Below are 21530 nucleotides of genomic sequence, written 5' to 3' on the forward strand. Positions count from 1 at the left end.
CTCAGGCCGTCGCGGTCTCGCCGCCGGAGGGTGCGCCGCCCGCCGGCTCGTCGCCGGAGGAGATCGCGACCTTGCGCGGCGAGGGCAGCGCCTTGTACGGCACGGTCACCCTGAGCACGCCGTTCTCGAACCTCGCCGTCACGCCCTCCTCGTCGGCCATCTCGGGCAGCTCGATGCGCCGGTAGTAGCTGGTGCTGCTCTCGCGCACGACGTACTTCTTCTTGTCCTTCTCCTCTTCCTTCTCCCGCCGTTCGGCCTGGATGACGAGCGCCCCCTGGTCGACATCGATGTCGATGTCGCCCTCGCTGAAGCCCGGCAGGTGGGCCTCGACGGTGAGCTTCGAGTCATCCTCGGTGTAGATGTCGGTGGTCGGCGCGGTGCGCCGGGACTGCGAGAACAGTCCTTCCGGGAACAGCTGCCGCTGCAGTGCGTTGAGCTCTGCGAATGGGTCGAAGCGGATGACGTTCCTGGCCATGATCGGGCCTCCTTCGATCGCTCGGGCCCGCGCGGCCACCCCGCCACGCGGTCGCCGCAACCATGCTCACGCCGGCCCCGATCGGGTACGGGGCCTTTGGTCCCGCCGCACCGAACGGCCGATCCGAGTGACCTTCGGCCCCTTCACCGGGCATCCGGATGCGGAACGCTGGGCTCGACCCGACGCACCGGAAGGGGGTCAGCGGATGACGCCACAACGCATCGCGCGCGGGACGCTGCTGTTCGTCCAGGCCTTCGTGGCCGTCACGTCGGTGCTCGGCGGAGGCGCGCTCATCGCCGGATCGCTGCTGGACTGGAGCGACTCGCCCTTCGCCATCCCCGACTCCTACCTCGAGGGTTCGCCCTTCGCCTCCTTCGTCGTGCCCGGCCTGGCGCTCGCGCTCGTCGTGGGCGGCACCCACCTCGTGGCGTTCGTGATGGCGGCCCGGCGCATGCGCTGGGCGATGCTCGCGTCGGCGGTCGCCGGGTTCGGCGTCCTCATCTGGATCTTCGTGCAGATGATCTACATCCCGTTCAGCGCGCTGCAGGCGACCTACTTCGCGCTCGGGATCGCCGAGCTCGCGGCCGTGCTCGTGCAGCTCGACGTGCTGCACCCGTGGGCGCACGCTCGCGTGCACCGTGCCCCACCGCCCCAGCAGACCGCCGCGGCCGCGGCCGGGGCGGGAGCGGACGCGGGCGCCGACGCCGCTCGCTAGATTCCGGCACCGCGACCCGGGCGTCGCGCAACCCGTTCCGTTCGGCGGCCATCGGTGCCATGGTGTGTGCATCGGCACTCGCTGCCGGAACGAGGATGAGGCCGTCATGACCGTGATGCCGCACCGTGCGCCCTTCGCGGGCCGACATGCACGCGCCGGGTCCGCGTTCCTCGCCGTGGCGGTGATCCTCGCCGCGACGAGCGTGTCCATCGGGCTCGCGCTCCCCGGGCTCGCCTCGTCCGGCTGGCGCACGTTCGTCGAGATCGGGTCCGTCGCCCTCGGGTTCGCCGCCGTCTGGATCGCGCTGCCGCTCGGCGCCTACCTCCTCGTCACCGCGGGTGAACCGGCGCCGTGGCGCCGATTCGTCGCGCTCGGCGCGGCCGTGGTCCTACCCGTGACCGTCGCATGGTCGGGCCTCGCCCGCTCGCCGTTCCTGATCCTGCTCGCTCTCGCCGGTGCCGTCGGCGGGTACGCCGTCATCGTGCTCGGGCTCACCGAGCACCGCCGCGATCCGGTCGACCGCCGGTCGATCGTGCTGCCGGTCGCCGTGCTGGCCGCCGCCAACCTGGCGGTCATCGCGCTCGGGACGCTGCACCTGCTCGTGTGGAATCCGCTGGCGAAGGTCTCCGGCCTGACGCTGTCCGAGATCTTCTCGGCGCTCGATGCCCGCGGCGGGGTCGACGGCGGCCCGCTCGCCTGGGCCATGGCATCGACGCTGTTCACGGCCGCGGCCGCCATCGGTGCGCTCATGGGCGCGGCTCGAGGCGTGGTGACGCCGCACCAGGTGATCACCGGAGGCCTCCTGCTGATCCACGGCACGAGCTTCTTCCTGTGGTGGGCCGGGTTCGGCCTCGGGATCGAGCTCGCCGACACCTTCGGCACGAGCGGCGGCGATGCGTCGCCGGCGGGTTCGGTGCTCGCACTCGTGGGCGCGGTGTGCCTGGCTGCGGCCATCCTGCTGCAACTGCACACGCCCACGGGCCCGCCCGATGAGCTCGCTGATCCCGATGTCCCCGGCGAGGCCGCGGCCCTCGACGAGGCGGCTGCCGTCGCCGGGTCGCAGCGCGTGACTCCCGTATCGGTGACCCCATAGTGTGGTGTCGTGGCTGCCAAGGATGACGCGGAGATCCTCGAGATCGAGGGCCGCGACGTGCGCGTGAGCCATCCGGCCAAGGTCGTCTTCCCCGAGGTCGGACTCACGAAGCTCGACCTCGTGCGGTACTACCTCGCGGTCGCCGACGGCGCCCTTCGCGGTGCCGGCGGCCGGCCCATGGTGCTCAAGCGCTTCGTCAAGGGCATCGCGAAGGAGCCGTTCTTCCAGAAGCGCGTGCCCGAGAACCATCCCGACTTCATCGACACCGCCACGTTGCACTACGCGTCGGGCACATCGGCCGAAGAGGCGGTGGTGCGGGATGCCGCGGGGCTGGCGTGGGTCGTAAACCTCGGATGCCTCGACCTCAACCCGCACCCTGTCCGCGCCGAGGACCTCGACCACCCCGACGAGCTCAGGGTCGACCTCGACCCGATGCCGGGCGTGGACTGGGCGCAGATCGTCGACGTCGCGATGATCGCGCGCGACGTGCTCGCCGATCACGGGCTGGTCGGCTGGCCGAAGACGTCGGGCTCGCGCGGGATGCACCTGCTCGTGCGGATCGAGCCCCGCTGGACCTATCCCGAGGTGCGACTCGCGGCCGAGAGCCTCGCCCGCGAGGTCGAGCGCCGGGCGCCCGGGCTCGCCACCGCGCGCTGGTGGAAGGAGGAGCGCGGCGAGAGCGTGTTCGTCGACTTCAACCAGAACGCGAAGGACCGTACGGTGGCGTCGGCGTACTCGGTCCGGCCCCTGCCCGACGCGCGCGTGTCCACCCCGCTCGACTGGAGCGAGGTGCCGACCCGCCGGCCCGAGGAGTTCACGGTCGCGACCGTGCTCGAGCGGTACGCCGAGCTCGGCGATCCGCACGCGGGCATCGACGAGGCCGCAGGGAACCTCGACGGGCTGCTCGGGCTCGCCGAGGAGCTCGGCCCGGCCGAGAAGGCACCACGCGGGTCGGGCGACGGATCGGGGCGCCGGCAGTCGACGATGCCGCTCATCGAGGTCGCGCGCACCGAGACCAAGCCCGAGGCGCTCGACGCGCTCGAGCGGTGGAAGGCGGCCCACGCCGGCGTCGTTCCGCACCTCAGCCCGGCCGACGTGATGGTCGACGGCATGCGCGGCTCGAGCTCGCTGTGGTACCGGGTTCGCGTGAACCTGCAGCACGTGCCGGAGCGCGAACGGCCGGACCAGGAGCCGCTGCTCGTCGACTACGACCCCTGGGAGGCCGTGCGCAACCGCGGGTCGTGACGCTCATAGCCCTCGCGCAACTCCACGCGCCCCTCGTCGATCCGGGCGAGGTCGGCCCACGCCGCGAGGAAGAGGCCGCGGTGCACCCGCCGCAGGTAGTGGGCGATCGGCCACGGCGCGCGGACCCCCGTGCGCTCGTACCCCCACATCGACGTGCGGCTGCGCGGGCTGACCAGCAGGCCGACCAGTCGTGGCTGCGCGAGCAGCTGACCGGGGAGCCCGTCGATCGCGAAGCGCGCGTCGACCACGGAGCCGATGCGCTCACCTCTGGAGTCGACCACGTCGGCGCCGAGGAGCTCAGTGAGGATCATGACGACCTCCGGGGATCCGGCCGACGACGTGGCGGCTCACCCACCGCTCGACCCAGGTGGCGTCGACTCGGTCGCCGGCGACGCCGAGCCGCAGCACCGTGCCCACGTCGGAGACGAGCTTCCACGCGATCCGCACGCGTCGCGACGGCGGCGGGCGGCCGCCGAAGATCCGAGTGGGCAGCTCCATGCCCACCAGCAGATCCGTCACGGTCGGCGGCGCGGCATCGCGTTCGATCGCCCGTCCCGGCTCGATGCCGGCGAGCTCGAGGTCGGCCACGACCGACACCGGCACCCCGTCGCGGTCGAGGATCTGCCGGTCGAGCAGGTGCAACTGCGCGTCGAGCACGCGGCCGGCCGGTCGTGCCATCCGCTCGCTCATGCGCCCGCCCCCGTGATGACCAGCAGTGGGATGGCGGCGAGCGCCGCCACGAGGATGATGACCAGGTACACCATCGCGATCGCGTTCATGCCGCGCCCGTTGACGTGTTCGCCCATGTACTCCGGGTCGTTCGCGACGAGCAGGATCGGCAGGTACGTCAGCGGCAGGGCGACCGCCGAGAACACGACCGAGATCTCGGTCACCGCGATCGGGTCGACCCCCGTGGCGAGGATGCCGACCGCGATGAGCAGCACCACGATCATCGCCACGTGGAACCGCGCCGCGCGCGCCGGGCGACGGAACTTGCCCCACGACCAGCCGAGGTACTGGGCGAGCGTGTAACCGGTCGACAGCGTGGTCTCGAGGGCGGCGCCGAACGTGGCGGCCAGGATGCCAACGATCGCGAAGCTCAGCGCCAGCATCCCGCCGGCCTGGGCGACCGGCAGCACGACCTGGCTGAGCGAGGTCACGGCGATCGATTGCGGAAGGAGCACGACCGCCGCGCACCCCGCGATGGCGATCGACAGCAGCCCGCCGAGCGGGAAGCCGACCAGCACGTTCGCGCGCGAGGTGGCGAGGTCCTTGCGCGTCCAGCCCTCCTCGACCGCGCCCGAGGAGAAGAAGAACACCTCGTACGGGGTCATCGCGGCGCCGAAGAGCGCGACCGCGAAGAACCAGTACGTCGCGACGGGCTCGGCGTCGGGCACCTGGGGCGTGAGCGCCTGGTCGACGAGCGCGCCCCAGTCGGGCGAGAGCATGAACAGCGCCACCGCGAACACGATGAGCGCGAGCCCGAGCAGTCCCGTGACGTTCTCGAGCAGCGAGAACTTCGCCCGCCACACCACGATCCACACGCCGAACGCGGCCACCGGGATCCACCATCCCGGGCCGACGCTCGTCGCCAGCTGGAGGGCGAGCGCCACGCCGCCGACCTCGGCCGTGACCGTCAGCAGCGTGATGAGGAACGACGCCGTGAGGTTCGCGAGCCCGGCGCGCGGACCCAGCCGCTCGCGAATCACCTCGAAGGTGGCGCGGCCGCTGACCGCGGCCACGCGGCCCGACATCTGGGCGTACACGCAGATCCCGACGACCCCGACCAGTACCACCCACGCCAGGCCGAGGCCGAACCGGGAGCCGACCACCGCGTTCGTGACCAGGTCGCCGATGTCGACGAATCCGCCGATGGCGGTCAGGATGCCGAGCGCGACGGCGAAGATGCGCTTCACGGGCGGCCCTCCCGGGTGAGGGCCTGCAGGCCCTGCTCGGCCTCGGCGACCCGGTCGGCGGCGTCGGCCGGATCGGCGCCGACGCCGGCGAGCGCGTCGACGGCCGCATCGATCGCGAGCACGGCCTCGTCGAGCGCGTCGAGCGCCTCGGCGCGCCGGCCTGCCTCGCTCGCCTCGGTGGCGTCGACGGTGGCGACGGTCCGGGCGGCGTCCGCGGCCTCGCGGCGCGCATCCTCCACCGCGGTCGACGCGGTTGTGCCGAAGATGCGGTCGCGGTCGTCGAGCTCGAGTGCCAGGCCTGCGGTCGCGGTCGCCGCGATCCCCTGGTCGATGGCGTCGGTCACCTGGTCGGACGGGCTCGCGCAGCCGGCCAGCAGGAGCGTCATGGCGACGCCGGTGCCGAGCGCCGTCGTCGGCGGTGTCGAGCGCGACGGATGGCGCCGGCGCCCGCCTCGGCGTCGGACCGGCCACCGGCGCTCCAGCCCCACACCGCGAAACTACCGCGGCGAGCGCCGACGCGGCCGGGCGACGCGCGCCCTCCTTCGGGTCGAACGGCGCCAAGGGCCTCACGAGGCCTTCGGGCGGCCGCTGTCTCGAGGCGTCGGGTCGCGGCTACTCGACCGGCGTCGAGCGCGGCGCGAAGGCGGCGTGGAAGAGCGCCCGGGCTCGACGGGCCGTGTCCGGGCGGTCGGCGGCATCCGTTCGACCCATGACGCCCGCGATCACACCGAGGGGTCGCAACACGCCGCGCGCCTGATGGCGTGGACGGCGTGTCGCGACCCTTGGCAGCACAAGCGGGCGCGGGCGCGGCGAGCGCCATGGCAGCATGGGGCGATGAACGCGAAGCGGATCCTCTTCATCGGCGGCAGCGGCGTCATCAGCTCGGCCTGCGTCGAACGCGCCGTCGCGGTCGGGCACGACGTGACGGTGCTGAATCGCGGCGGCTCGTCGAGCCTGCGGCCGCTTCCGGCCGACGTGCGGCAGGTCGTCGGAGACATCCGCGACCCCGACTCGGTGCGCAGCGCCCTCGGGCACGGAACCGCCGACCCGCTCGAGTTCGACGTCGTCTGCGAGTTCCTCGCCTTCACCCCCGAGCACGTGCAGGCCGACCTCGATCTCTTCGAGGGACGCATCGGCCAGTACGTGTTCATCAGCTCGGCATCCGCCTACCAGACCCCACCGAGCCGGCTGCCCGTCACCGAGTCGACGCCGCTGGTGAACCCGTTCTGGGAGTACTCGCGCGACAAGATCGCCTGCGAAGACCTGCTCGTCGCGGCCGTGCGCGAGCGCGGGTTCCCCGCGACGATCGTGCGCCCGTCGCACACGTACGACCGCACCCTGATCCCGACGACCGGGCACTGGACCGACATCGCCCGCATGCGCGCCGGGAACCCCGTCGTGGTGCACGGCGACGGCACGAGCCTGTGGACCCTCACCCATCACGCCGACTTCGCCGTGGCGTTCGTGGGCCTGCTCGGCAACCCCGTCGCGGTCGGCGACACGTTCCACATCACGGGCGATCACGCGCCGACGTGGAACCAGGTCTACGGATGGCTCGCCGAAGCCGCCGGTGTCGCCGAGCCCGAGCTCGTGCACGTGGCATCCGAGACCATCGCGGCCGTGCATCCCGACTGGGGGCCGGGTCTCATCGGCGACAAGGCGCACTCGATGGTCTTCGACAACGCCAAGGTGAAGGCGCTCGTGCCGGAGTTCCGCACGACGATCACCTTCGACGAGGGCGCGCGCGAGATCGTCGCGTTCCACGACGCGCATCCCGAACTGCAGGTCGTCGACCCGGTGGCGGATGCCGCGTTCGAACGCATCCTCGCGCTGCCGCGCCGCTGACCCGCTCCCTCGGGAGCAGGGGGTGCGGGCGACCGCCCTCGGGGTTAGCCTGACGACACACAGGTGAGAGGGGATGCCATGACCAGCTTCGTCGACCCGCTCGAGGGACCGTTCGACAAGGGCCGCCTGGCCGAGAGCGAGTACGAGGACGAGCTCGAGGCCGAGGGCCTCGGCGAGGACGACACCGAGTACGTACTCGAGGAGGTCGCCGACCCGGACGACGACGACGAGGAGTTCGGCGGGCGCTGACCCCGCCCTCGGCTACCCGCCCTCCGGTACGCGCCGCCGCTTCCGCTCGATCGTCTCGCCCGCCGCGGTCGCGACGAGCACGAGCGCCGCGAGCGCACCCGTCGACAGCGGGTCGAGCAGCGGCGTGACCGCCGCGACGACGACGAGCCCGCCGATGCCCGCGAGCTGCGCGCGCATCCACCGGCGTTCGAGCACGCGCCGGAACAGGACAGTGCCCACGAGGAACAGCATCGGCCCGCCGAGCACCGTCACGACCGCGGCGACGCTCTGCTCGTGCGGATGGCCCAGCACCTCCTTGTCGCCCACCCCGAGCAGCACGATGCCGCCGACGACCAGCAGGTGCACCCACGAGTACGCGGTCCTGGCGGTGCGCCCCGGCGCGCCGGCCGCCTCGAGCGCCTCGGCTCCGATCCGCTCGCCGTGGTCGAAATAGATCCACCAGCAGGCGGCCGCGGCGACGAACGCGGTCACCACCGCGACCACGCCCTCGACGGATGACTCCGCCGCGACGAACGCGAACCCCGTGACGAGCAGGCCCTCGCCGAGCGCGATGAGCACGAACAACGCGGTGCGCTCGGCGATGTGCGAGCCCGACACATCCCAACGCCCGATCTCCATGCGCGCCCGGCCGGGCACGGGGTAGCCGCTGATGCTGCCCGCGAGCTCGAGGCCGAGCGCAGCCGCCCACAGGGGCAGCTGCAGGGGCAGCGGCATCAGCGCACCCACGATCCACAGCGCCGACCCCCCGATCGCCCACACGAGCACGTTGCCGAAATCGTGCGACACGGTCGCATCGTGGCGCGAGGTGGCCCACACCATGAAGCCAGCGCGACCCAGCTTGAGCACGATGTACGCGAGCGCGAAGGTCCACGCGCGGTCGCCGAACGCCTCCGCGATCGCGGCGCTCATCACGAACGCGACGAACGCGAGCCCGATGACCGCGGCGCGCACAGGCAGCTTCACCGGGTCGAGCCAGTTCGTGACCCACGTGGTCGAGACCCACGCCCACCACAGTGCGACGAGCATGATGACGCCCTCGAGCGCACCGAGCGGCGTCTGGTTGTGGTAGAGGTAGGAGCCGAGCTGGGTCAGCCCGAAGACGAACACGAGGTCGAAGAAGAGCTCGACGTAGGTGACCCGTTGGGCGCGCTCGGTGTCGGTGGGGCGCAACACGTCGGCGCGCAGTCCGAAGACCATGCCGTCATCCTCGCATCGCCGTCGGCTGCCGGCGGTTCGCGTGCCCCGATGATTTCGTGTTGACTGGAGGGATGACGGCGATGGGGCGGTCCTGGCAGTTCGGCACGGCGTTGGTGCTCGCGCTCGGCCTTGCCGCGTGCACGACGACGGGCCCCGACAGCCCCGAACCGACCGGCCCGATCGTCCAACTCGGGGCCCCCGGCGAGCCGAACCGCACGATGTCGCCAGAGGAGGCGGCACAGCTTCCGCAGGCCGAGCACACCGAGGCCGACGTGTCGTTCATGCAGGACATGATCGTGCACCACGACCAGGCCATCACCATGACGGGATGGGTCGACGCACGCACCGACGACCGCGACATCCGCCTGCTCGCCGAGAGGATGCGGATCAGTCAGGAGGATGAGCTGAAGCTCATCACGGGCTGGCTGCAGGACCGCGGCACGCCGTTGCGCGACGAGCACGGTGCGCACGGCGACACGCACGACATGCCGGGCATGCTCACCGACGAGGAGCTCGAACGCCTCGAGGCGGCGATCGGCGTCGAGTTCGAGCGGCTCTTCCTCGAATACATGATCCGGCACCACCAGGGTGCGCTAGAGATGGTCGCCGACCTGTGGGCCGCCGGCGGCGGGAACGAGGCGTCGGTCGGCCAGTTCGCCCGGCACGTCGAGGGCGATCAGGGCATCGAGATCACGCGCATGCAGCAGTTGCTCGCCGAGCGCACGTCCTGAGGGGCACGTGACGATGCCCGGCGATCCGAAGATCGCCGGGCATCGTCATGCGGTGGGGATCAGCTGAAGGTGGCCTTCAGCTCCTCGATGGCCGTCACGACGGCCGAATCGGCCGCCAGGCCCGACTTGCGGATGGCGTTGTCGAGCTGAGCCATCACGGACCGGTTGCTCGAACCGTCGGCCACGAGCACCTGGGCCTCCGCGAGGTGCTTGCGAACCTGGGCGAGCGCCTTGTCGGTCATCGTGTTCGCCCGATCGGCCTGATCGACGTACGACCCGACGACCGCGAAGCTCGGCGCGTGCACCAGCTTCGCCTGCAGCTGCGCGTTGAACTCGTCGAGCTGGATCTCGCCTGCGGCGGCGATCTCGTTGGCCGACATCCATTCGCTCTCGAGGAAGGCCAGGCTGTCGAAGCCGCGCGCGATCTCGCTGCCGAACACGTTGCCGTTGTACCAGTACGTCGACCAGTACCCGCCGAGGTTCAGTCCCGTCGGGTTCGGCGTGTTGATCGGGCCGCGGTCGAGGTACGCGATCTCGACCGGCTTCGCCGTGTCGGTGAAGTCGATCACCGAGAGCCCGCCCTGGTACCAGGCCTGCACCATGATGTCGCGGCCGGGCACGGGAACGATCGAGCCGTTGTGGGCCACGCAGTTCTCCTGCACCGTCTGCGGCACCGGGAGCTTGTAGTAGCTCGCGAACTTCAGCTTGCCGTCGACGATGTCGAAGAGCGCGTTCGCGCCCCACTGCGGCTGGTCGGCCGCGCGGCAGCGAGGCGACGTGCCGCCGCCCCACTCGTCGGTGAAGATGACCTTCGTGCCGTCGTTGTTGAACGTCGCGGAGTGCCAGTACGAGAAGTTCGGGTCGGCGACCGCGTCGATCCGCACCGGGTTCACCGGATCGGAGATGTCGACGAGCAGGCCGTTGCCCTGGCACGCGCCCGCGAGGAGCCCGATCTCGGGGAACGCCGTGACGTCGTGGCACGTGTTCGTGTTCGGCAGCGGGCTGTAGGCCGGCCCGCTGGGGTGCGGCGTCCCGGTGAGCGTGTTCTGCAGGCCGTTGAACGCACCGGTCGCCGGATCGGTGAAGATCCGCGGCTGGCTGACGATCGCGGCCGTCTCGGGCGTTGCCAGCGGCACCTTGATGACGTCGATCCGCCACTGCGCAGGATTACCGGAGGTGATCGGCGTCTGCGTGTTCGAGGAGACGTTCTCGCAGCCCGCAAGCTCCAGCGCCGAGCGCACGCCGGAGGTGCCCGAGTTGTAGATGTAGACGTTGGCCGGGTCATCGGGGTCGGTGACGAGCGTGTGCGTGTGCGAACCGCGGCAGGTCTGCACGCCCGGCAGCTGGACGGGGTTGCTCAGGTCGCTGATGTCGAAGATCCGGACGCCGCGGAACCGCAGCGGGTTCGTCCCGGTACTCGGCCCGATCTGGCAGTCGGTCTGCGCGCGCGTCTCCTCGACCGACATGAAGAGCAGGTCGCCGTAGACCGACACGTCGCCCTGGCCACCGGGGCACACGAACGACGACTCGAGCTCGGGGTCCGTGGGGTCGGACACGTCGTACACCTGGAAGCCGTTGAAGTTGCCGACGATGGCGTGGTCGCCCGTGAAGGCGAGGTCGGAGTTCACGAAGCCGAAGTTGCCGGGGGGCGCGTCGAACGGTGCGACGCGCGGCGTGTTCTCGAGGAGCTCGATGTTGCTCTCGGCGGTCACCGCGTCCAGGTACCCCGGCGGCAGGTCGACGCGGGGGTCGCTTGCGCCGGAGGCCGCCGTGGCGGTCATCAGCGACGTGCCGAGCACGAGCGCTCCGGCGGCGGCGACGGCGCGTCTACGCCATCGCACGGGTCGGTTCGAGGTTCTCATCGTCAGGTGCCCTCTTTCTCTCGCTCCATTGCGGAAACGATCGCCCTCCGATGGCAGAGACGCACGCCGTCGTGCGGCTCACGGCCTGGGGGGGCCGATCTCTGCACCCAACGTATCCATGAAGTGCGGTGGAGCGCAGCATCCGTTTTCCCGATCCATCGCCGTCCGGCGTGTCGGGAGCGCGGCGTAGGCTCGAGCCATCCGGATCGGAGGGCCTCCCATGTGCGGACGCTTCGTGGTCTCCCAGCAGGCCGACGACCTCACCGCGGTGTTCGACGCCGAGAACGACTTCGCCGACTGGCGACCGTCGTACAGCCTCGCGCCGACCGACACGGTCCCGATCGTGCGCGAGCGCGCGAAGTCCGACACCGGCGAGTTCGTGCGACGACTCGAGCCGGCTCGCTGGGACTTCCACCCGGCGTTCATGAAGGACTCGAAGCGGCCGCAGTTCAACAGCCGCATCGAGACCGTGGCGACGAACGGGCTCTGGAAGGGCGCGTTCGCCTCGGGCCGGTGCATCGTGCCGATGCGCGGCTATTACGAATGGACCGGCGAGCCGGGCAAGAAGCGGGCGCACTACCTGCACGGCCCCGACGAGGTGCTCGCCGCCGCGGGCCTCTCGACCGCGCGCAAGCTCGACGACGGAACGTGGGAGGTGTCGACGTCGATCATCACGCGCGAGGCCCGCGACGCTTCGGGCGAGATCCACGACCGCATGCCGGTGTACCTCCCGCTCGACGCGATCGACCACTACCTCGACCCGGCCAAGCTGTCGCCCGACGAGGCCCGGTCCATGGTCGACTTCCTGGTCGCGCAGTCCGACCGGGTGGCACCCACGATCACCGAGTACGAGGTCGACCCGCGCGTGAACAACTCCCGCCGGGTGGATCCGGGCGACCCGACCTTGATCGAGCCGCTGGGCGAGGAGCCGACCCTCGCCTGACCGCGCGGAGCGGGTCAGGCGGCGTCGGCGTCCGCGGCATCCGGGATCTCGTCGATCGAATACCAGACCGGGATGCCGCGTTCGCGCGCGATCGCGACGTCCTGGTCGGCGCCGCGGGAATCGCCGGGGAGCCGCAGCACGCCGTCGCAGTGCTGGAGCAGGCGGTGGGCCGTCGGGTACATGACCTGCTCGGCAAGCGGGTGGGCGATGCCGTCGGCGCCGGCGCTCGCCAGCACGGGGAGCGCGACCCACTCGCCGATCATCGGCACGTGTCCCTTCTCGAAGACGGGCCATGCGGCCTGCTCGAGACGACGGAGGTTGCGGTCGAGCAGTGCGGGGTCGTCGCCCGTTCCGGAGCGGTAGGGGCCGGCGATGAGGATCAGCTTGGGTTCCATGGTTGGGCAGAATAGTATGGATGAACACGCACAATCAAGGAGAAACGTGTGCTGACTGCCCAACGCCGCGACCTGCTGCTCGAGCGCCTCCGTCGCGACGGCCGCCTCGTCGCCCGAGAGATCGCTGCCGAACTGGGCGTCACCGAGGACATGATCCGCCGCGACCTCCGCGAGCTCGCCGCGGCTGGCCTGGTGCAGCGCGTCTACGGCGGCGCGCTCCCGGTCTCCCCCGCGATCGCCGACTACGCCGCTCGCACGTCGGTGTCGCCCGCGGGCAAGCAGCGCGTCGCGGCGGCCGCCGCGGCCCTCGTGGCACCGGGCTCGGTCGTCGCGATCGACGGCGGCACGACCGCGCTGGCGGTCGTCGCGGCCCTGCCGCGCGACCTCCGCGCCACGGTCGTGACGCACAGTCCCACCGTCGCGGTCGCCCTCGCCGACCACCACGGCATCGACGTCGAGATCATCGGCGGGCGGCTGTTCCGGCACTCGATGGTGGCGTACGGCGCCACCGCGGTCGAGGCGGCGTCGCACCTGCGGGCCGATGTCTTCCTGCTCGGCGTCACGGGCGTGCACGCCGAGGCCGGCCTCACCACGGGCGATCGGGAGGATGCGGCGATGAAGCGGGCCCTCGCGGCGCGCGCCGGCGACACCTACGTGCTCGCGAGCGCGGAGAAGGTCGGGGCGGCGTCGGCGTTCGAGGTGCTCCCGCTCGGCGCCGTGAGCGGCGTCATCACCGATGCCGACGACAGCCCTGCGCTCGAGGCGCTGGCCGCGGCCGGGGTCCCACTCATCCGCACATAGCTCCGCCCGTGCACCCGGAGCCCACGCCCGGTCTCGCGCTCGCACTGGCGGTCACCGACGCCGTCGGCGCAGGATCGACGCATCGGAAGGAACCGACATGAGCAGCTGGACGCACGACGAGCTGGACCGCATCGGCGACGCCGACGAACTGCGCGTCGCGTCGTACCGGCGCGACGGCACGCTGCGCAAGTACGTGATCATCTGGGTCGTGCGTGTCGGCGACGACCTGTACGTGCGGTCGGCGTACGGGCCCGAGAACGGATGGTTCGTCCGCGCGAAGCGGAGCGGCACCGGCCGCATCCGGGCCGGCGGGGTCGAGCGCGACGTCGCGTTCGTCGACGTGCCCGCCGCCGATGAGGCGACGCATCAGGCGGTGGATGCCGCGTACCGCGGGAAGTACGACCGGTATCCGCCGAACGTCGTGAAGACGGTCGTCGGCCCGGCGCTCCGCGCGACGACCCTTCGCCTCGATGCGAGGGAGTGAGTCGTCGGCGAGTCGGGCCATCCGTCGTACCCTCGCACCATGCGCTTCGGAACGCTCGACTTCACGCCCGCGCTCGACTCGCCCGAACTGCTCGCGCCGCCCACGGCCGCGGCGCTCGAGGCGGCGACGGACGGCCCGACCCATGATGTGCTCGTCGCCGCGATCGATCCCGGCCTCGCCGACACCGCCGCGTTCTGCGAGCACTACGAGATCCCGATGGCGGATGGCGCGAACTGCGTCATCGTCCAGGCGCGCCGCGGCGAGCGCACCTGGCATGCGGCCGTGCTGGTCCGCGGCTCCGACCGAGCCGACGTGAACGGCGTCGTGCGCCGCCACCTCGAGGCGCGCAGGCTGTCGTTCGCCTCGATGGACGACGCGGTGGCCCTCACCGGGATGGAGTACGGCGGCATCACGCCCGTCGGCCTCCCCGCCGACTGGCCGATCCTCGTCGACGAGTCGGTCGCCGAGCACGAACGCCTCATCGTGGGCAGCGGCATCCGCGGGTCGAAGCTGCTCGTGACCGGCGCGTTCCTCGCGTCGCTGCCGAACGCCGAGGTGCTCCCGCTCGCGCAGGCCGCGCCGGCCGCGCACTGATCAGCCGGCGCCGTCCGCCCGGAACGGCACCTCGGCTCCCTCGGCGAGGACCACGTAGCAGCGCTCCCACGGCTCCTCGCCCACGATGGTCCACTCGTGGCCGCTCCCGCTGGTGTCCTCGGCGAGCAGCACGTCGCCCGCCCGCAGCGTGAACCGCTCGCCGTCGCGGGTCGTGAAGTCGAGCGTGCCGCGCAGCGTCACGACCAGCTGGCGGGCCGGCGCGTCGTGCCAGGCGAAGCTCGATCCGGGCGGGCTGTGCTGGAATCGCACGCGCGAGGCCGGCAGGTCGTCCGTCGCGCGGTCGTCACGCCGAGGCTGCGGGAGCTCGAGCTCGCCCTCCTCGACGTGGCTGAGCCCGTCGGACGTGTACAACCGCACGCATCGCATCACCCGCTCCCCTCCGCCGGCGATTCGAGCCAGCGCCGCACCAGCGCCTGCAGGGTGCCGGATGCCGCGAGCGACCGCTGCGCGTCGTCGAGCCGGCGACGAAGCTCGTCGTTCCCGCGCGCGACGCTCACGGCGATCTCCTCGCGCGAGATGCCGGCCTGCACGACGCGCACGCTCGCGGTGGGCGCGACGAGCGTGCGCAGCACGGGTTCGAGCTTCATGAAGGCGTCGCATCCGCCGGTCGACAGGTCGGCGATCGCCTGCGGGATCTCGTCGTACGCGTAGACGCGCACGCGCCCCGCCCGACCCTCGGCGACGAGCCGTTCGGCGATCGGCTGGCTCGTGTTGCCCTGCTGGACCCCGATGACGAGGCCCTCGAGGTCGTCGATGCTGCGCACGCCGGGGTGCTGTCGCAGGTCGACGGCGAGCGCCTGCCCCGACACGAAGTAGGGTGCGCAGAACTCCGCCCGCTGCTGCCGCTCTGGCGTGACGGTGGTGCCGGATGCCACGCAGTCGACGTCGCCCGCGGCGAGGGCGTCGAAGATCCCCTCGAAGTCTGAGCCGAGGTACGGATGCAGCTCCCATTCCCAGCCGAGCCGGCCGGCGAGCTCGCGCGTGAGGTCGATGTCGAAGCCTTCGGGCCCGGATGGCGCGTGCCGCTCGAAGGGCGGATCGGGCAGTGCCGATCCGACCCGGAGTGCGCGCGCGGGCTCGCCCATGGCGCGAGGATACCCGCCGCGGCGGCGCCGTGGGTCGCCGGATTCCCCGGGCACCTGGCGGCTCAGGACTCGAGCAGCTCCCGGTCGATGACTGCGGCGCTCCAGCGTCCCAGCACGACGCCCGCGACCGTGTCGGTGATGTGGTGCTGACCGCGGTAGATCCGCGAGAACGCGATGCCGCCGGGGATCGCGTATCGCAGGAGGGGCCCGAGAAGGCGGGCGCGGCGACCCGCGTGCCGATCGAGCAGGTCGGCGAGCGTGGTGTGGATCGCGACGGATGCCGCCGTGTGCCCCGACGGGAACGACGACGTGGCGTGCGGCTGCTCCGGCCGCCACACGCTCCGAGGGCGCGGGCGCCCCACCAGGGCCGCGGATCCGACGAAGCAGGCCGTCTCCAGCGCGAGCGCCGCACCGGGGGCGACGGCCGAGCGCCAGTCGCGCGTGAGCCCCCACGTCACGGCGCACCAGAAGGCCCCGTTCGCAATCGTCTGCGGCACTCCCGAGTACCACGAGAGTGGAGCCGTGACCCGGTCGAGCAGCTCACGAGCCTCGGGTCGCTCGACCGACGCGGCGCCGCCGTGGGGTCCGTGGCCGAACGCACCCTGGAGCGCGCGGACCGCCCGGTCCTCGGGAGGGTCGTCGCCGCCGACGAATCGGACGACTCGACCGGCCACTGCGAGCACCGCGATCGCCGCGAGCCCCGGCAGGACGAACGAGCGGAGGACCCGGTGCATGCCCGGCAGCCTAGTCGCGGGTTCAGTCGTCGAGCACGGAAGAGGCCCGCCGAGTCATTCCTGAACTCGAACGGGCCTGATGCCGACCATCACGTCGAACCTGGTGCGCAAGGGGGGAGTTGAACCCCCACGCCCTCACGGGCACACGGACCTGAACCGTGCGCGTCTGCCTATTCCGCCACTTGCGCATACCGATTCGCAGTTGCGAACCAGCCAACCGAGACTAACATACCTGCTCGTGCCATCCGGCCACTCCCCCTCCCCACCTCGCATCGCCTCGGGCCTCAGCCCGGAGTCGCCCGCAACCCCTCGCGCCGCCCGCACCACAGGAATAGCCTTGACTACCGGCAACGGCGCCCGACCGTCTCCCCCAACCGAAAGGATCGCCGTGACCCTCCCCCGCGATGCCAGCGAGCGCGCGAACTCGACCGACGCCCTCGTCTCCCCCGGCGAGGTCGAGTTGGGCGGCATCCGCGGCTGGCTGTTCGACCTCGACGGCGTCCTCACGCCGACCGCGGTCGTGCACATGCACGCGTGGGCGCGGCTGTTCGCGCCGTTCCTCGAGGCGCACGGCGCGAAGCCGTACGCCGATGCCGACTACTTCGCGTACATCGACGGCAAGCCCCGATACGACGGGGTCCGGTCGCTGCTCGAGAGCCGCGGCATCCGACTGCCCGAGGGCGACGTGACCGACGCCCCGACCGAAGACACGGTGCACGGCCTCGGCAACCGCAAGAACGAGGCGTTCAACGCGACCCTCGCCGACGAGGGCGTGCAGCCCTACCCGGCGAGCGTCGCGCTCCTCGACGCGATCGAGCGGGCGGGCGGCGCGGTCGCGGTGGTCTCGAGCTCCAAGAACGCGCCCGCCGTGCTCGCCGCGGCCGGAATCGCCGACCGCTTCGACGTCGTCGTCGACGGCGCCGTCGCGGCGCGCGAGGGCATCCCCGGCAAGCCGGCGCCCGACATGTTCCTGCGCGCCGCCGAACTCCTCGACCTGCCGCCCGAGCAGTGCGCGGTGATCGAAGACGCCGAATCGGGCGTGAAGGCCGGCGCCACCGGGCCGTTCGCACTCGTGGTGGGCGTCGACCGCGGCGTGGGCCGCAAGGCCCTCGTCGAGCTCGGGGCCGACGTGATCGTCGACGAGCTCGACGAGCTGATCCCCGCGCTCGAGCGGGCGGGCCGGGCTGCGCCGTCCCCCGACCAGCAGAACGGAGAGGACCGCGCATGAGGTTCGCCGACACCGACCCGATGAACCGCACCGTCTTCCCCGTCGACGAGTGGGCGCTCGTCGAGACCGAGTTCGGCGTCGGCGACATGGGCCGTACCGAGACCCTCTTCGCCGTCGGCAACGGGTACCTCGGCCTGCGCGGCAACGTCGAGGAGGGCCGCGACGGCCACATGCACGGTACGTTCGTCAACGGGTTCCACGAGACCTGGCCGATCCGCCACGCCGAGGAGGCCTTCGGCTTCGCGCGCGTGGGGCAGACGATCGTGAACGCACCCGATGCCAAGATCATCCGCCTCTACGTCGACGACGAGCCGCTCGTCATCACCGAGGCCGAGATCATGGGGTACGAGCGCCGGCTCGACTTCCGCCTCGGCGTCCTGAGCCGCCGCATCGAATGGCGGACTCCGTCGGGCAAGCGCGTGCTCATCACGAGCCGACGCATGGCGAGCTTCACCGACCGGCACCTCGGCGTCATCGACTACGAGGTCGAACTGCTCGACGCCGACGCCGCGGTCACCATCTCGAGCCAGATCCTCAACCGGCAGGATGGCCGCGACGAGTACCGCGGCGGCGTGACCGAGGCGCCCGGCGCCTTCGACCCGCGCAAGGCGGAGACGTTCACCGAGCGGGTGCTGCAGCCGCGCGTGCAGCGCCGCGACGGCGGGCGCTACATGCTCGGCTACCAGGCGACGAACTCGAAGATGGCCATCTCGGTGGGCGCGCTGCACTCGATCGTCACCGACAACGAGTTCACCGAGACCGGCTCGATCGGCGACGACCTCGCCAAGCACATCTACCGGATCCGCGCCCAGCGCGGTGTGCCCATCCGCATCACCAAGCTCATCAGCTACCACACCGCGCGGAAGGTTCCCGCTCGCGAGCTCGTCGATCGGTGCGACCGCACCCTCGACCGCGGCGCCGAGATCGGCGTGGCCGAGCTGTTCTCGCAGCAGCGCTCCTGGCTCGACGACTTCTGGGCCCGATCCGACGTCGAGATCGCCGGGCAGCCCGAGCTGCAGCAGGCCGCGCGATGGAACCTGTTCCAGCTGGCGCAGGCGACCGCACGCACCGACGGCGGCGGCGTGGCGGCCAAGGGCGTGTCGGGTTCCGGGTACGGCGGCCACTACTTCTGGGACTCCGAGATCTACGTGATGCCGTTCCTCAGCTACACGGCGCCGATCGTGGCCCGCAACGTGCTGCGCTTCCGCCAGCGCATGCTGGAGGCGGCCCGCGCGCGCGCCCTCGAGCTCAACCAGCGCGGGGCCCTCTTCCCGTGGCGCACCATCAACGGGCTCGAATCGAGCGCGTACTACGCGGCGGGCACCGCGCAGTACCACATCGACGCCGACATCGCGTATGCGCTGTGCCAGTACGTCGCGGCCACGGGCGACGAGGACTTCCTCGCGCGCGGAGCCATCGACATCCTGGTCGAGACCGCCCGGATGTGGGAGGACCTCGGGTTCTGGCGCACCAACACCGACGACGTGTTCCACATCCACGGCGTGACCGGGCCTGACGAGTACACGACCGTCGTGAACGACAACCTCTACACGAACGTCATGGCGCGGGCCAACCTCGCCGCCGCGGCAGCGGCCGTCGACAACCTCCAGGTCGACGACCCGATCGGGCACAAGAGACTCATCGAGCGCCTCGGCGTCACGCCGGCCGAGGTCGCGAGCTGGCGCCGCGCCGCAGCGCACATGCACATCCCCTTCGACGAGAACCTCGGCGTCCACCCCCAGGACTCCGCCTTCCTCGAGAAGGAGCTGTGGGACCTCGAGCACACCCCCGACAACCACCTGCCGCTGCTGCTGCACTACCACCCGCTGGTGATCTACCGCTTCCAGGTCCTCAAGCAGGCCGACGTGGTGCTCGCCCTCTACCTGCAGGGCGACCGCTTCAGCACCGAGCAGAAGCTCGCCGACTTCGAGTACTACGACCCGCTGACCACCGGCGACTCCACGCTGTCGGCCGTCGTCCAGTCGATCATCGCCTCCGAGGTCGGCTACCACGAGCTCGCGCTGCGGTACTTCCGCTCGGCGCTGTTCGTCGACCTCGCCGACCTCCACCACAACGCGGCCGATGGCGTGCACGTCGCCTCGACGGGCGGCGTGTGGGCCGGCCTGGTGTCCGGTTTCGGCGGGTTCCGCGACCACAACGGCCGATTCACGTTCGACCCGCGCCTGCCCGACGGCTGGGAGCGACTGAGCTTCCGCCTCACCATCCGGGGCTCGCGCATCCGCGTCGACCTCACCGCGGAGTCGATCCGGTTCACGGTCGAGGTGGGCGAACCCGACGTGGCGGTCCCGATCTCGGTGCGCGGGCAGGCCATCCTCGTCGCGCCCGGCGCGCCGGTCGTGGTCGCACTCGACGGGCACGGCGCCCGCCGTGTGGGCGCTCCGACGATGCAGAACGTGCGCGGTGCTCGCCGCGCCGACGGCACCCTGCTCACCGCCTCGATCCCCACGCTCTCGCTCGACGTCGACGAGGAGGAGGCCGCCGCGGTCTTCGACTGAGGCCGGCGGGCGAGCGCGCCGCACGGCGGCGCCGCTCCGGGCGCGTTCGCACCCGCTGCGGCTAGCATGTCAGTCGAATCACGGACCGGACGGAGACCCTGTGGGCCTACTGGACAACTTCGAGAAGGGTCTCGAACGCGCCGTCAACGGCGCATTCGCGAAGACCTTCCGCTCGGGGCTGCAGCCCGTCGAGATCACCGCCGCGCTCAAGCGCGAGATCGACACCAAGGCCGCCGTCGTCTCCCGTGACCGGGTCCTCGTGCCCAACCGGTTCGCCGTGCGGATGTCGCCGGCCGACCACCAGCGGATGTCGTCGCTCGGCCCCGCACTCATCGATGAGCTCGTCGACCTCGTGCAGAAGCACGCGGCGAGCCAGCGCTTCCAGTTCGCCGGCGGCATCACCATCTCGCTCCAGCCCGATCCCGGTCTGGCCGAGGGCATGGTGCAGGTCGACTCGCAGAACGTGAAGGGGCGCGTCGCGTGGACGCCCGTGCTCGACGTCGACGGCCGGCGGTTCCCGATCCTCAAGGGGCGCACCGTCATCGGCCGGGGCAGCGAGGCCGACGTGACCCTCGACGACTCCGGCGCGTCCCGGCGACACGCCGAGGTGCAGTGGGATGGGGCGCGCGCCCGCGTCCGCGACCTCGGCTCCACCAACGGCACGCAGGTCAACGGCGCGCCCGTCTCCGACGCCGTGCTCGAACCCGATTCCGTGATCACCATCGGCCGCTCGCGTATCGTGTTCCGCGTGCTCGCCCAAGCCGATCCCTCCGACACCCAGGCCGGCCGCCGCGTCGACCCCGGCGCCCAGCGTCCCGATGCAGGCGGGTTCTGGGGGCCGGCGCAATGAGTGAACTGACCCTCCTCGTCCTGCAGCTCGGCTTCCTGCTGCTGCTCTGGGTCTTCGTCTTCGCCATCGTGTACGCACTCCGGAGCGACCTCTTCGGGCAGCGCGTGCGGAAGCTCCAGCCCGAGGCGGCGGCCGCTGCCGCGCCCGCCCCCGCGCCGGTGCGGTCCGCCGTGCCGGCCGGTCCCGATGCGCCGACCGCCGCCGTGTCACGTCCCGCGCCCCCCGCGGCATCCGTCGGCGGCGATGCGACGACCGAGAACGCCACACGCCTGGTCATCACGTCGGGCGCCAAGGCCGGCGCCGAGTTCCCCCTCGGCCGCGACGAGATCACGATCGGCCGGTCGAGCGACTCGGCGATCATCATCCGCGACGACTACACCTCCACCCACCACGCCCGCCTGATGCTGTGGAACGGCCGCTGGATGATCCAGGACCTCGACTCCACCAACGGCACGTTCCTCAACGGCTCCCGAGTCACCGTGCCGACGCCCATCCCGCTCGGAGCCACCGTCAAGGTCGGAGCGACGACGTTCGAGCTGCGGCGGTAGCGC

At 71.6% G+C, this 21530-nt stretch carries 26 protein-coding genes and 1 tRNA gene; 14 read left to right on the forward strand and 13 right to left on the reverse strand.

From position 1 onward, the window contains the following. Window position 1 precedes the first annotated feature (1 nt). Window positions 2-475 (reverse strand): Hsp20/alpha crystallin family protein, encoded by a 474-nt coding sequence (locus tag ACZ4TW_RS01855; RefSeq protein ID WP_465539584.1) that lies wholly within the window; start codon window positions 473-475, stop codon window positions 2-4. Between the two features lie 205 nt (window positions 476-680). On the opposite strand from ACZ4TW_RS01855, the gene ACZ4TW_RS01860 reads away from it, so the two are divergent. The 3 genes from ACZ4TW_RS01860 (at window position 681) to ACZ4TW_RS01870 (ending at window position 3528) form a co-directional block, all read left to right on the forward strand. Next, on the forward strand, window positions 681-1190 hold the full coding sequence (locus tag ACZ4TW_RS01860) for a hypothetical protein (RefSeq protein WP_465539586.1): 510 nt from the start codon (window positions 681-683) through the stop codon (window positions 1188-1190). 106 nt (window positions 1191-1296) lie between these two features. After that, complete coding sequence (locus ACZ4TW_RS01865) at window positions 1297-2283, forward strand: hypothetical protein (protein WP_465539588.1); 987 nt, start codon at window positions 1297-1299, stop codon at window positions 2281-2283. 9 nt (window positions 2284-2292) lie between these two features. Further along, complete coding sequence (locus tag ACZ4TW_RS01870) at window positions 2293-3528, forward strand: DNA polymerase domain-containing protein (protein ID WP_465539590.1); 1236 nt, start codon at window positions 2293-2295, stop codon at window positions 3526-3528. Here ACZ4TW_RS01870 and ACZ4TW_RS01875 read toward each other — a convergent pair. From ACZ4TW_RS01875 to ACZ4TW_RS01895, 5 genes are all read right to left on the reverse strand, one after another. Then, window positions 3489-3839: a PRC-barrel domain-containing protein gene (locus tag ACZ4TW_RS01875; RefSeq protein WP_465539592.1), complete on the reverse strand. Its 351-nt coding sequence runs from the start codon at window positions 3837-3839 to the stop codon at window positions 3489-3491. The genes ACZ4TW_RS01870 and ACZ4TW_RS01875 overlap by 40 nt on opposite strands. Then, a complete protein-coding gene (locus ACZ4TW_RS01880; RefSeq protein ID WP_465539594.1) occupies window positions 3826-4206 on the reverse strand; it encodes a hypothetical protein in 381 nt (126 codons plus the stop codon). The genes ACZ4TW_RS01875 and ACZ4TW_RS01880 overlap by 14 nt, the downstream gene beginning before the upstream one ends. Before the next feature lie 8 nt (window positions 4207-4214). Continuing rightward, entirely contained in the window at window positions 4215-5444 is a 1230-nt protein-coding gene (locus tag ACZ4TW_RS01885) for an NRAMP family divalent metal transporter (RefSeq protein WP_465539596.1), read from the reverse strand. Continuing rightward, window positions 5441-5932, reverse strand: a complete 492-nt coding sequence (locus ACZ4TW_RS01890; RefSeq protein WP_465539598.1) for a hypothetical protein — start codon at window positions 5930-5932, stop codon at window positions 5441-5443. The genes ACZ4TW_RS01885 and ACZ4TW_RS01890 overlap by 4 nt, the downstream gene beginning before the upstream one ends. A 124-nt stretch (window positions 5933-6056) precedes the next feature. Then, window positions 6057-6188 (reverse strand): hypothetical protein, encoded by a 132-nt coding sequence (locus ACZ4TW_RS01895; protein ID WP_465539600.1) that lies wholly within the window; start codon window positions 6186-6188, stop codon window positions 6057-6059. Window positions 6189-6278: 90 nt separating this feature from the next. Between ACZ4TW_RS01895 and ACZ4TW_RS01900 the strand changes: the two genes are divergently transcribed. Together ACZ4TW_RS01900 and ACZ4TW_RS01905 are read left to right on the forward strand one after the other, a co-directional pair. Next, window positions 6279-7289 (forward strand): SDR family oxidoreductase, encoded by a 1011-nt coding sequence (locus tag ACZ4TW_RS01900; protein WP_465539601.1) that lies wholly within the window; start codon window positions 6279-6281, stop codon window positions 7287-7289. Between the two features lie 78 nt (window positions 7290-7367). Further along, complete coding sequence (locus ACZ4TW_RS01905) at window positions 7368-7538, forward strand: hypothetical protein (protein WP_465539602.1); 171 nt, start codon at window positions 7368-7370, stop codon at window positions 7536-7538. A 12-nt stretch (window positions 7539-7550) separates the two neighbouring features. Here ACZ4TW_RS01905 and ACZ4TW_RS01910 read toward each other — a convergent pair whose 3' ends face one another. Further along, entirely contained in the window at window positions 7551-8735 is a 1185-nt protein-coding gene (locus tag ACZ4TW_RS01910) for a low temperature requirement protein A (protein ID WP_465539604.1), read from the reverse strand. 71 nt (window positions 8736-8806) lie between these two features. Between ACZ4TW_RS01910 and ACZ4TW_RS01915 the strand changes: the two genes are divergently transcribed. After that, window positions 8807-9466 (forward strand): DUF305 domain-containing protein, encoded by a 660-nt coding sequence (locus ACZ4TW_RS01915; RefSeq protein WP_465539606.1) that lies wholly within the window; start codon window positions 8807-8809, stop codon window positions 9464-9466. Between the two features lie 59 nt (window positions 9467-9525). Here ACZ4TW_RS01915 and ACZ4TW_RS01920 read toward each other — a convergent pair whose 3' ends face one another. Then, entirely contained in the window at window positions 9526-11307 is a 1782-nt protein-coding gene (locus tag ACZ4TW_RS01920; protein ID WP_465539608.1) for an LVIVD repeat-containing protein, read from the reverse strand. A 241-nt stretch (window positions 11308-11548) separates the two neighbouring features. Between ACZ4TW_RS01920 and ACZ4TW_RS01925 the strand changes: the two genes are divergently transcribed. After that, complete coding sequence (locus tag ACZ4TW_RS01925; protein ID WP_465539610.1) at window positions 11549-12271, forward strand: SOS response-associated peptidase; 723 nt, start codon at window positions 11549-11551, stop codon at window positions 12269-12271. 14 nt (window positions 12272-12285) lie between these two features. Here ACZ4TW_RS01925 and ACZ4TW_RS01930 read toward each other — a convergent pair whose 3' ends face one another. Further along, window positions 12286-12666, reverse strand: coding sequence for a DUF4406 domain-containing protein (locus tag ACZ4TW_RS01930; RefSeq protein WP_465539612.1), 381 nt, complete (start codon window positions 12664-12666; stop codon window positions 12286-12288). Window positions 12667-12714: 48 nt separating this feature from the next. Between ACZ4TW_RS01930 and ACZ4TW_RS01935 the strand changes: the two genes are divergently transcribed. The 3 genes from ACZ4TW_RS01935 to ACZ4TW_RS01945 all read left to right on the forward strand — a co-directional run bounded on the left by ACZ4TW_RS01935 (window position 12715) and on the right by ACZ4TW_RS01945 (window position 14545). After that, on the forward strand, window positions 12715-13467 hold the full coding sequence (locus ACZ4TW_RS01935; protein ID WP_465539614.1) for a DeoR/GlpR family DNA-binding transcription regulator: 753 nt from the start codon (window positions 12715-12717) through the stop codon (window positions 13465-13467). A gap of 97 nt (window positions 13468-13564) precedes the next feature. Beyond that, window positions 13565-13951, forward strand: a complete 387-nt coding sequence (locus tag ACZ4TW_RS01940) for a DUF2255 family protein (RefSeq protein ID WP_465539616.1) — start codon at window positions 13565-13567, stop codon at window positions 13949-13951. A 39-nt stretch (window positions 13952-13990) separates the two neighbouring features. Beyond that, window positions 13991-14545, forward strand: a complete 555-nt coding sequence (locus ACZ4TW_RS01945) for a YbaK/EbsC family protein (RefSeq protein ID WP_465539618.1) — start codon at window positions 13991-13993, stop codon at window positions 14543-14545. Here the strand turns inward: ACZ4TW_RS01945 and ACZ4TW_RS01950 are convergent, their stop codons facing one another. From ACZ4TW_RS01950 to ACZ4TW_RS01965, 4 genes are all read right to left on the reverse strand, one after another. Next, window positions 14546-14923 (reverse strand): cupin domain-containing protein, encoded by a 378-nt coding sequence (locus ACZ4TW_RS01950; RefSeq protein WP_465539620.1) that lies wholly within the window; start codon window positions 14921-14923, stop codon window positions 14546-14548. It abuts the gene before it with no gap. 8 nt (window positions 14924-14931) lie between these two features. Further along, the gene (locus tag ACZ4TW_RS01955) at window positions 14932-15651 is read right to left on the reverse strand and encodes an ABC transporter substrate-binding protein (protein WP_465539622.1); all 720 of its coding nucleotides are present in this window, start codon (window positions 15649-15651) and stop codon (window positions 14932-14934) included. A 62-nt stretch (window positions 15652-15713) separates the two neighbouring features. Continuing rightward, a complete protein-coding gene (locus tag ACZ4TW_RS01960; RefSeq protein ID WP_465539623.1) occupies window positions 15714-16385 on the reverse strand; it encodes a phosphatase PAP2 family protein in 672 nt (223 codons plus the stop codon). Window positions 16386-16486: 101 nt separating this feature from the next. Beyond that, window positions 16487-16573 (reverse strand) — tRNA-Leu (locus ACZ4TW_RS01965). A 338-nt stretch (window positions 16574-16911) separates the two neighbouring features. Here ACZ4TW_RS01965 and ACZ4TW_RS01970 point away from each other — a divergent pair. From ACZ4TW_RS01970 to ACZ4TW_RS01985, 4 genes are all read left to right on the forward strand, one after another. Continuing rightward, on the forward strand, window positions 16912-17613 hold the full coding sequence (locus tag ACZ4TW_RS01970; RefSeq protein ID WP_465540249.1) for an HAD family hydrolase: 702 nt from the start codon (window positions 16912-16914) through the stop codon (window positions 17611-17613). After that, window positions 17610-20129 (forward strand): glycoside hydrolase family 65 protein, encoded by a 2520-nt coding sequence (locus tag ACZ4TW_RS01975; RefSeq protein WP_465539625.1) that lies wholly within the window; start codon window positions 17610-17612, stop codon window positions 20127-20129. The genes ACZ4TW_RS01970 and ACZ4TW_RS01975 overlap by 4 nt, the downstream gene beginning before the upstream one ends. Window positions 20130-20229: 100 nt before the next feature. Beyond that, the gene (locus ACZ4TW_RS01980) at window positions 20230-20979 is read left to right on the forward strand and encodes an FhaA domain-containing protein (protein ID WP_465539627.1); all 750 of its coding nucleotides are present in this window, start codon (window positions 20230-20232) and stop codon (window positions 20977-20979) included. Continuing rightward, a complete protein-coding gene (locus ACZ4TW_RS01985; protein WP_465539630.1) occupies window positions 20976-21527 on the forward strand; it encodes an FHA domain-containing protein FhaB/FipA in 552 nt (183 codons plus the stop codon). Before ACZ4TW_RS01980 ends, ACZ4TW_RS01985 begins: the two co-directional genes overlap by 4 nt. The last annotated feature ends 3 nt before the right edge of the window (window positions 21528-21530 follow it).

The organism is Agromyces sp. NPDC029043 (assembly GCF_055564615.1).

What these genes read in the sequence shown, in the direction of transcription:
- ACZ4TW_RS01985 (WP_465539630.1), top strand. Translation starts at nt 20,976, where the DNA reads ATGAGTGAACTGACCCTCCTCGTCCTGCAGCTCGGCTTCCTGCTGCTG.
- ACZ4TW_RS01900 (WP_465539601.1), top strand. Translation starts at nt 6,279, where the DNA reads ATGAACGCGAAGCGGATCCTCTTCATCGGCGGCAGCGGCGTCATCAGC.
- ACZ4TW_RS01930 (WP_465539612.1), bottom strand. Translation starts at nt 12,666, where the DNA reads ATGGAACCCAAGCTGATCCTCATCGCCGGCCCCTACCGCTCCGGAACG.
- ACZ4TW_RS01905 (WP_465539602.1), top strand. Translation starts at nt 7,368, where the DNA reads ATGACCAGCTTCGTCGACCCGCTCGAGGGACCGTTCGACAAGGGCCGC.
- ACZ4TW_RS01855 (WP_465539584.1), bottom strand. Translation starts at nt 475, where the DNA reads ATGGCCAGGAACGTCATCCGCTTCGACCCATTCGCAGAGCTCAACGCA.
- ACZ4TW_RS01910 (WP_465539604.1), bottom strand. Translation starts at nt 8,735, where the DNA reads ATGGTCTTCGGACTGCGCGCCGACGTGTTGCGCCCCACCGACACCGAG.
- ACZ4TW_RS01860 (WP_465539586.1), top strand. Translation starts at nt 681, where the DNA reads ATGACGCCACAACGCATCGCGCGCGGGACGCTGCTGTTCGTCCAGGCC.
- ACZ4TW_RS01975 (WP_465539625.1), top strand. Translation starts at nt 17,610, where the DNA reads ATGAGGTTCGCCGACACCGACCCGATGAACCGCACCGTCTTCCCCGTC.
- ACZ4TW_RS01865 (WP_465539588.1), top strand. Translation starts at nt 1,297, where the DNA reads ATGACCGTGATGCCGCACCGTGCGCCCTTCGCGGGCCGACATGCACGC.
- ACZ4TW_RS01880 (WP_465539594.1), bottom strand. Translation starts at nt 4,206, where the DNA reads ATGGCACGACCGGCCGGCCGCGTGCTCGACGCGCAGTTGCACCTGCTC.
- ACZ4TW_RS01955 (WP_465539622.1), bottom strand. Translation starts at nt 15,651, where the DNA reads ATGGGCGAGCCCGCGCGCGCACTCCGGGTCGGATCGGCACTGCCCGAT.
- ACZ4TW_RS01940 (WP_465539616.1), top strand. Translation starts at nt 13,565, where the DNA reads ATGAGCAGCTGGACGCACGACGAGCTGGACCGCATCGGCGACGCCGAC.
- ACZ4TW_RS01875 (WP_465539592.1), bottom strand. Translation starts at nt 3,839, where the DNA reads ATGATCCTCACTGAGCTCCTCGGCGCCGACGTGGTCGACTCCAGAGGT.
- ACZ4TW_RS01960 (WP_465539623.1), bottom strand. Translation starts at nt 16,385, where the DNA reads ATGCACCGGGTCCTCCGCTCGTTCGTCCTGCCGGGGCTCGCGGCGATC.
- ACZ4TW_RS01915 (WP_465539606.1), top strand. Translation starts at nt 8,807, where the DNA reads ATGACGGCGATGGGGCGGTCCTGGCAGTTCGGCACGGCGTTGGTGCTC.
- ACZ4TW_RS01925 (WP_465539610.1), top strand. Translation starts at nt 11,549, where the DNA reads ATGTGCGGACGCTTCGTGGTCTCCCAGCAGGCCGACGACCTCACCGCG.
- ACZ4TW_RS01945 (WP_465539618.1), top strand. Translation starts at nt 13,991, where the DNA reads ATGCGCTTCGGAACGCTCGACTTCACGCCCGCGCTCGACTCGCCCGAA.
- ACZ4TW_RS01970 (WP_465540249.1), top strand. Translation starts at nt 16,912, where the DNA reads ATGCACGCGTGGGCGCGGCTGTTCGCGCCGTTCCTCGAGGCGCACGGC.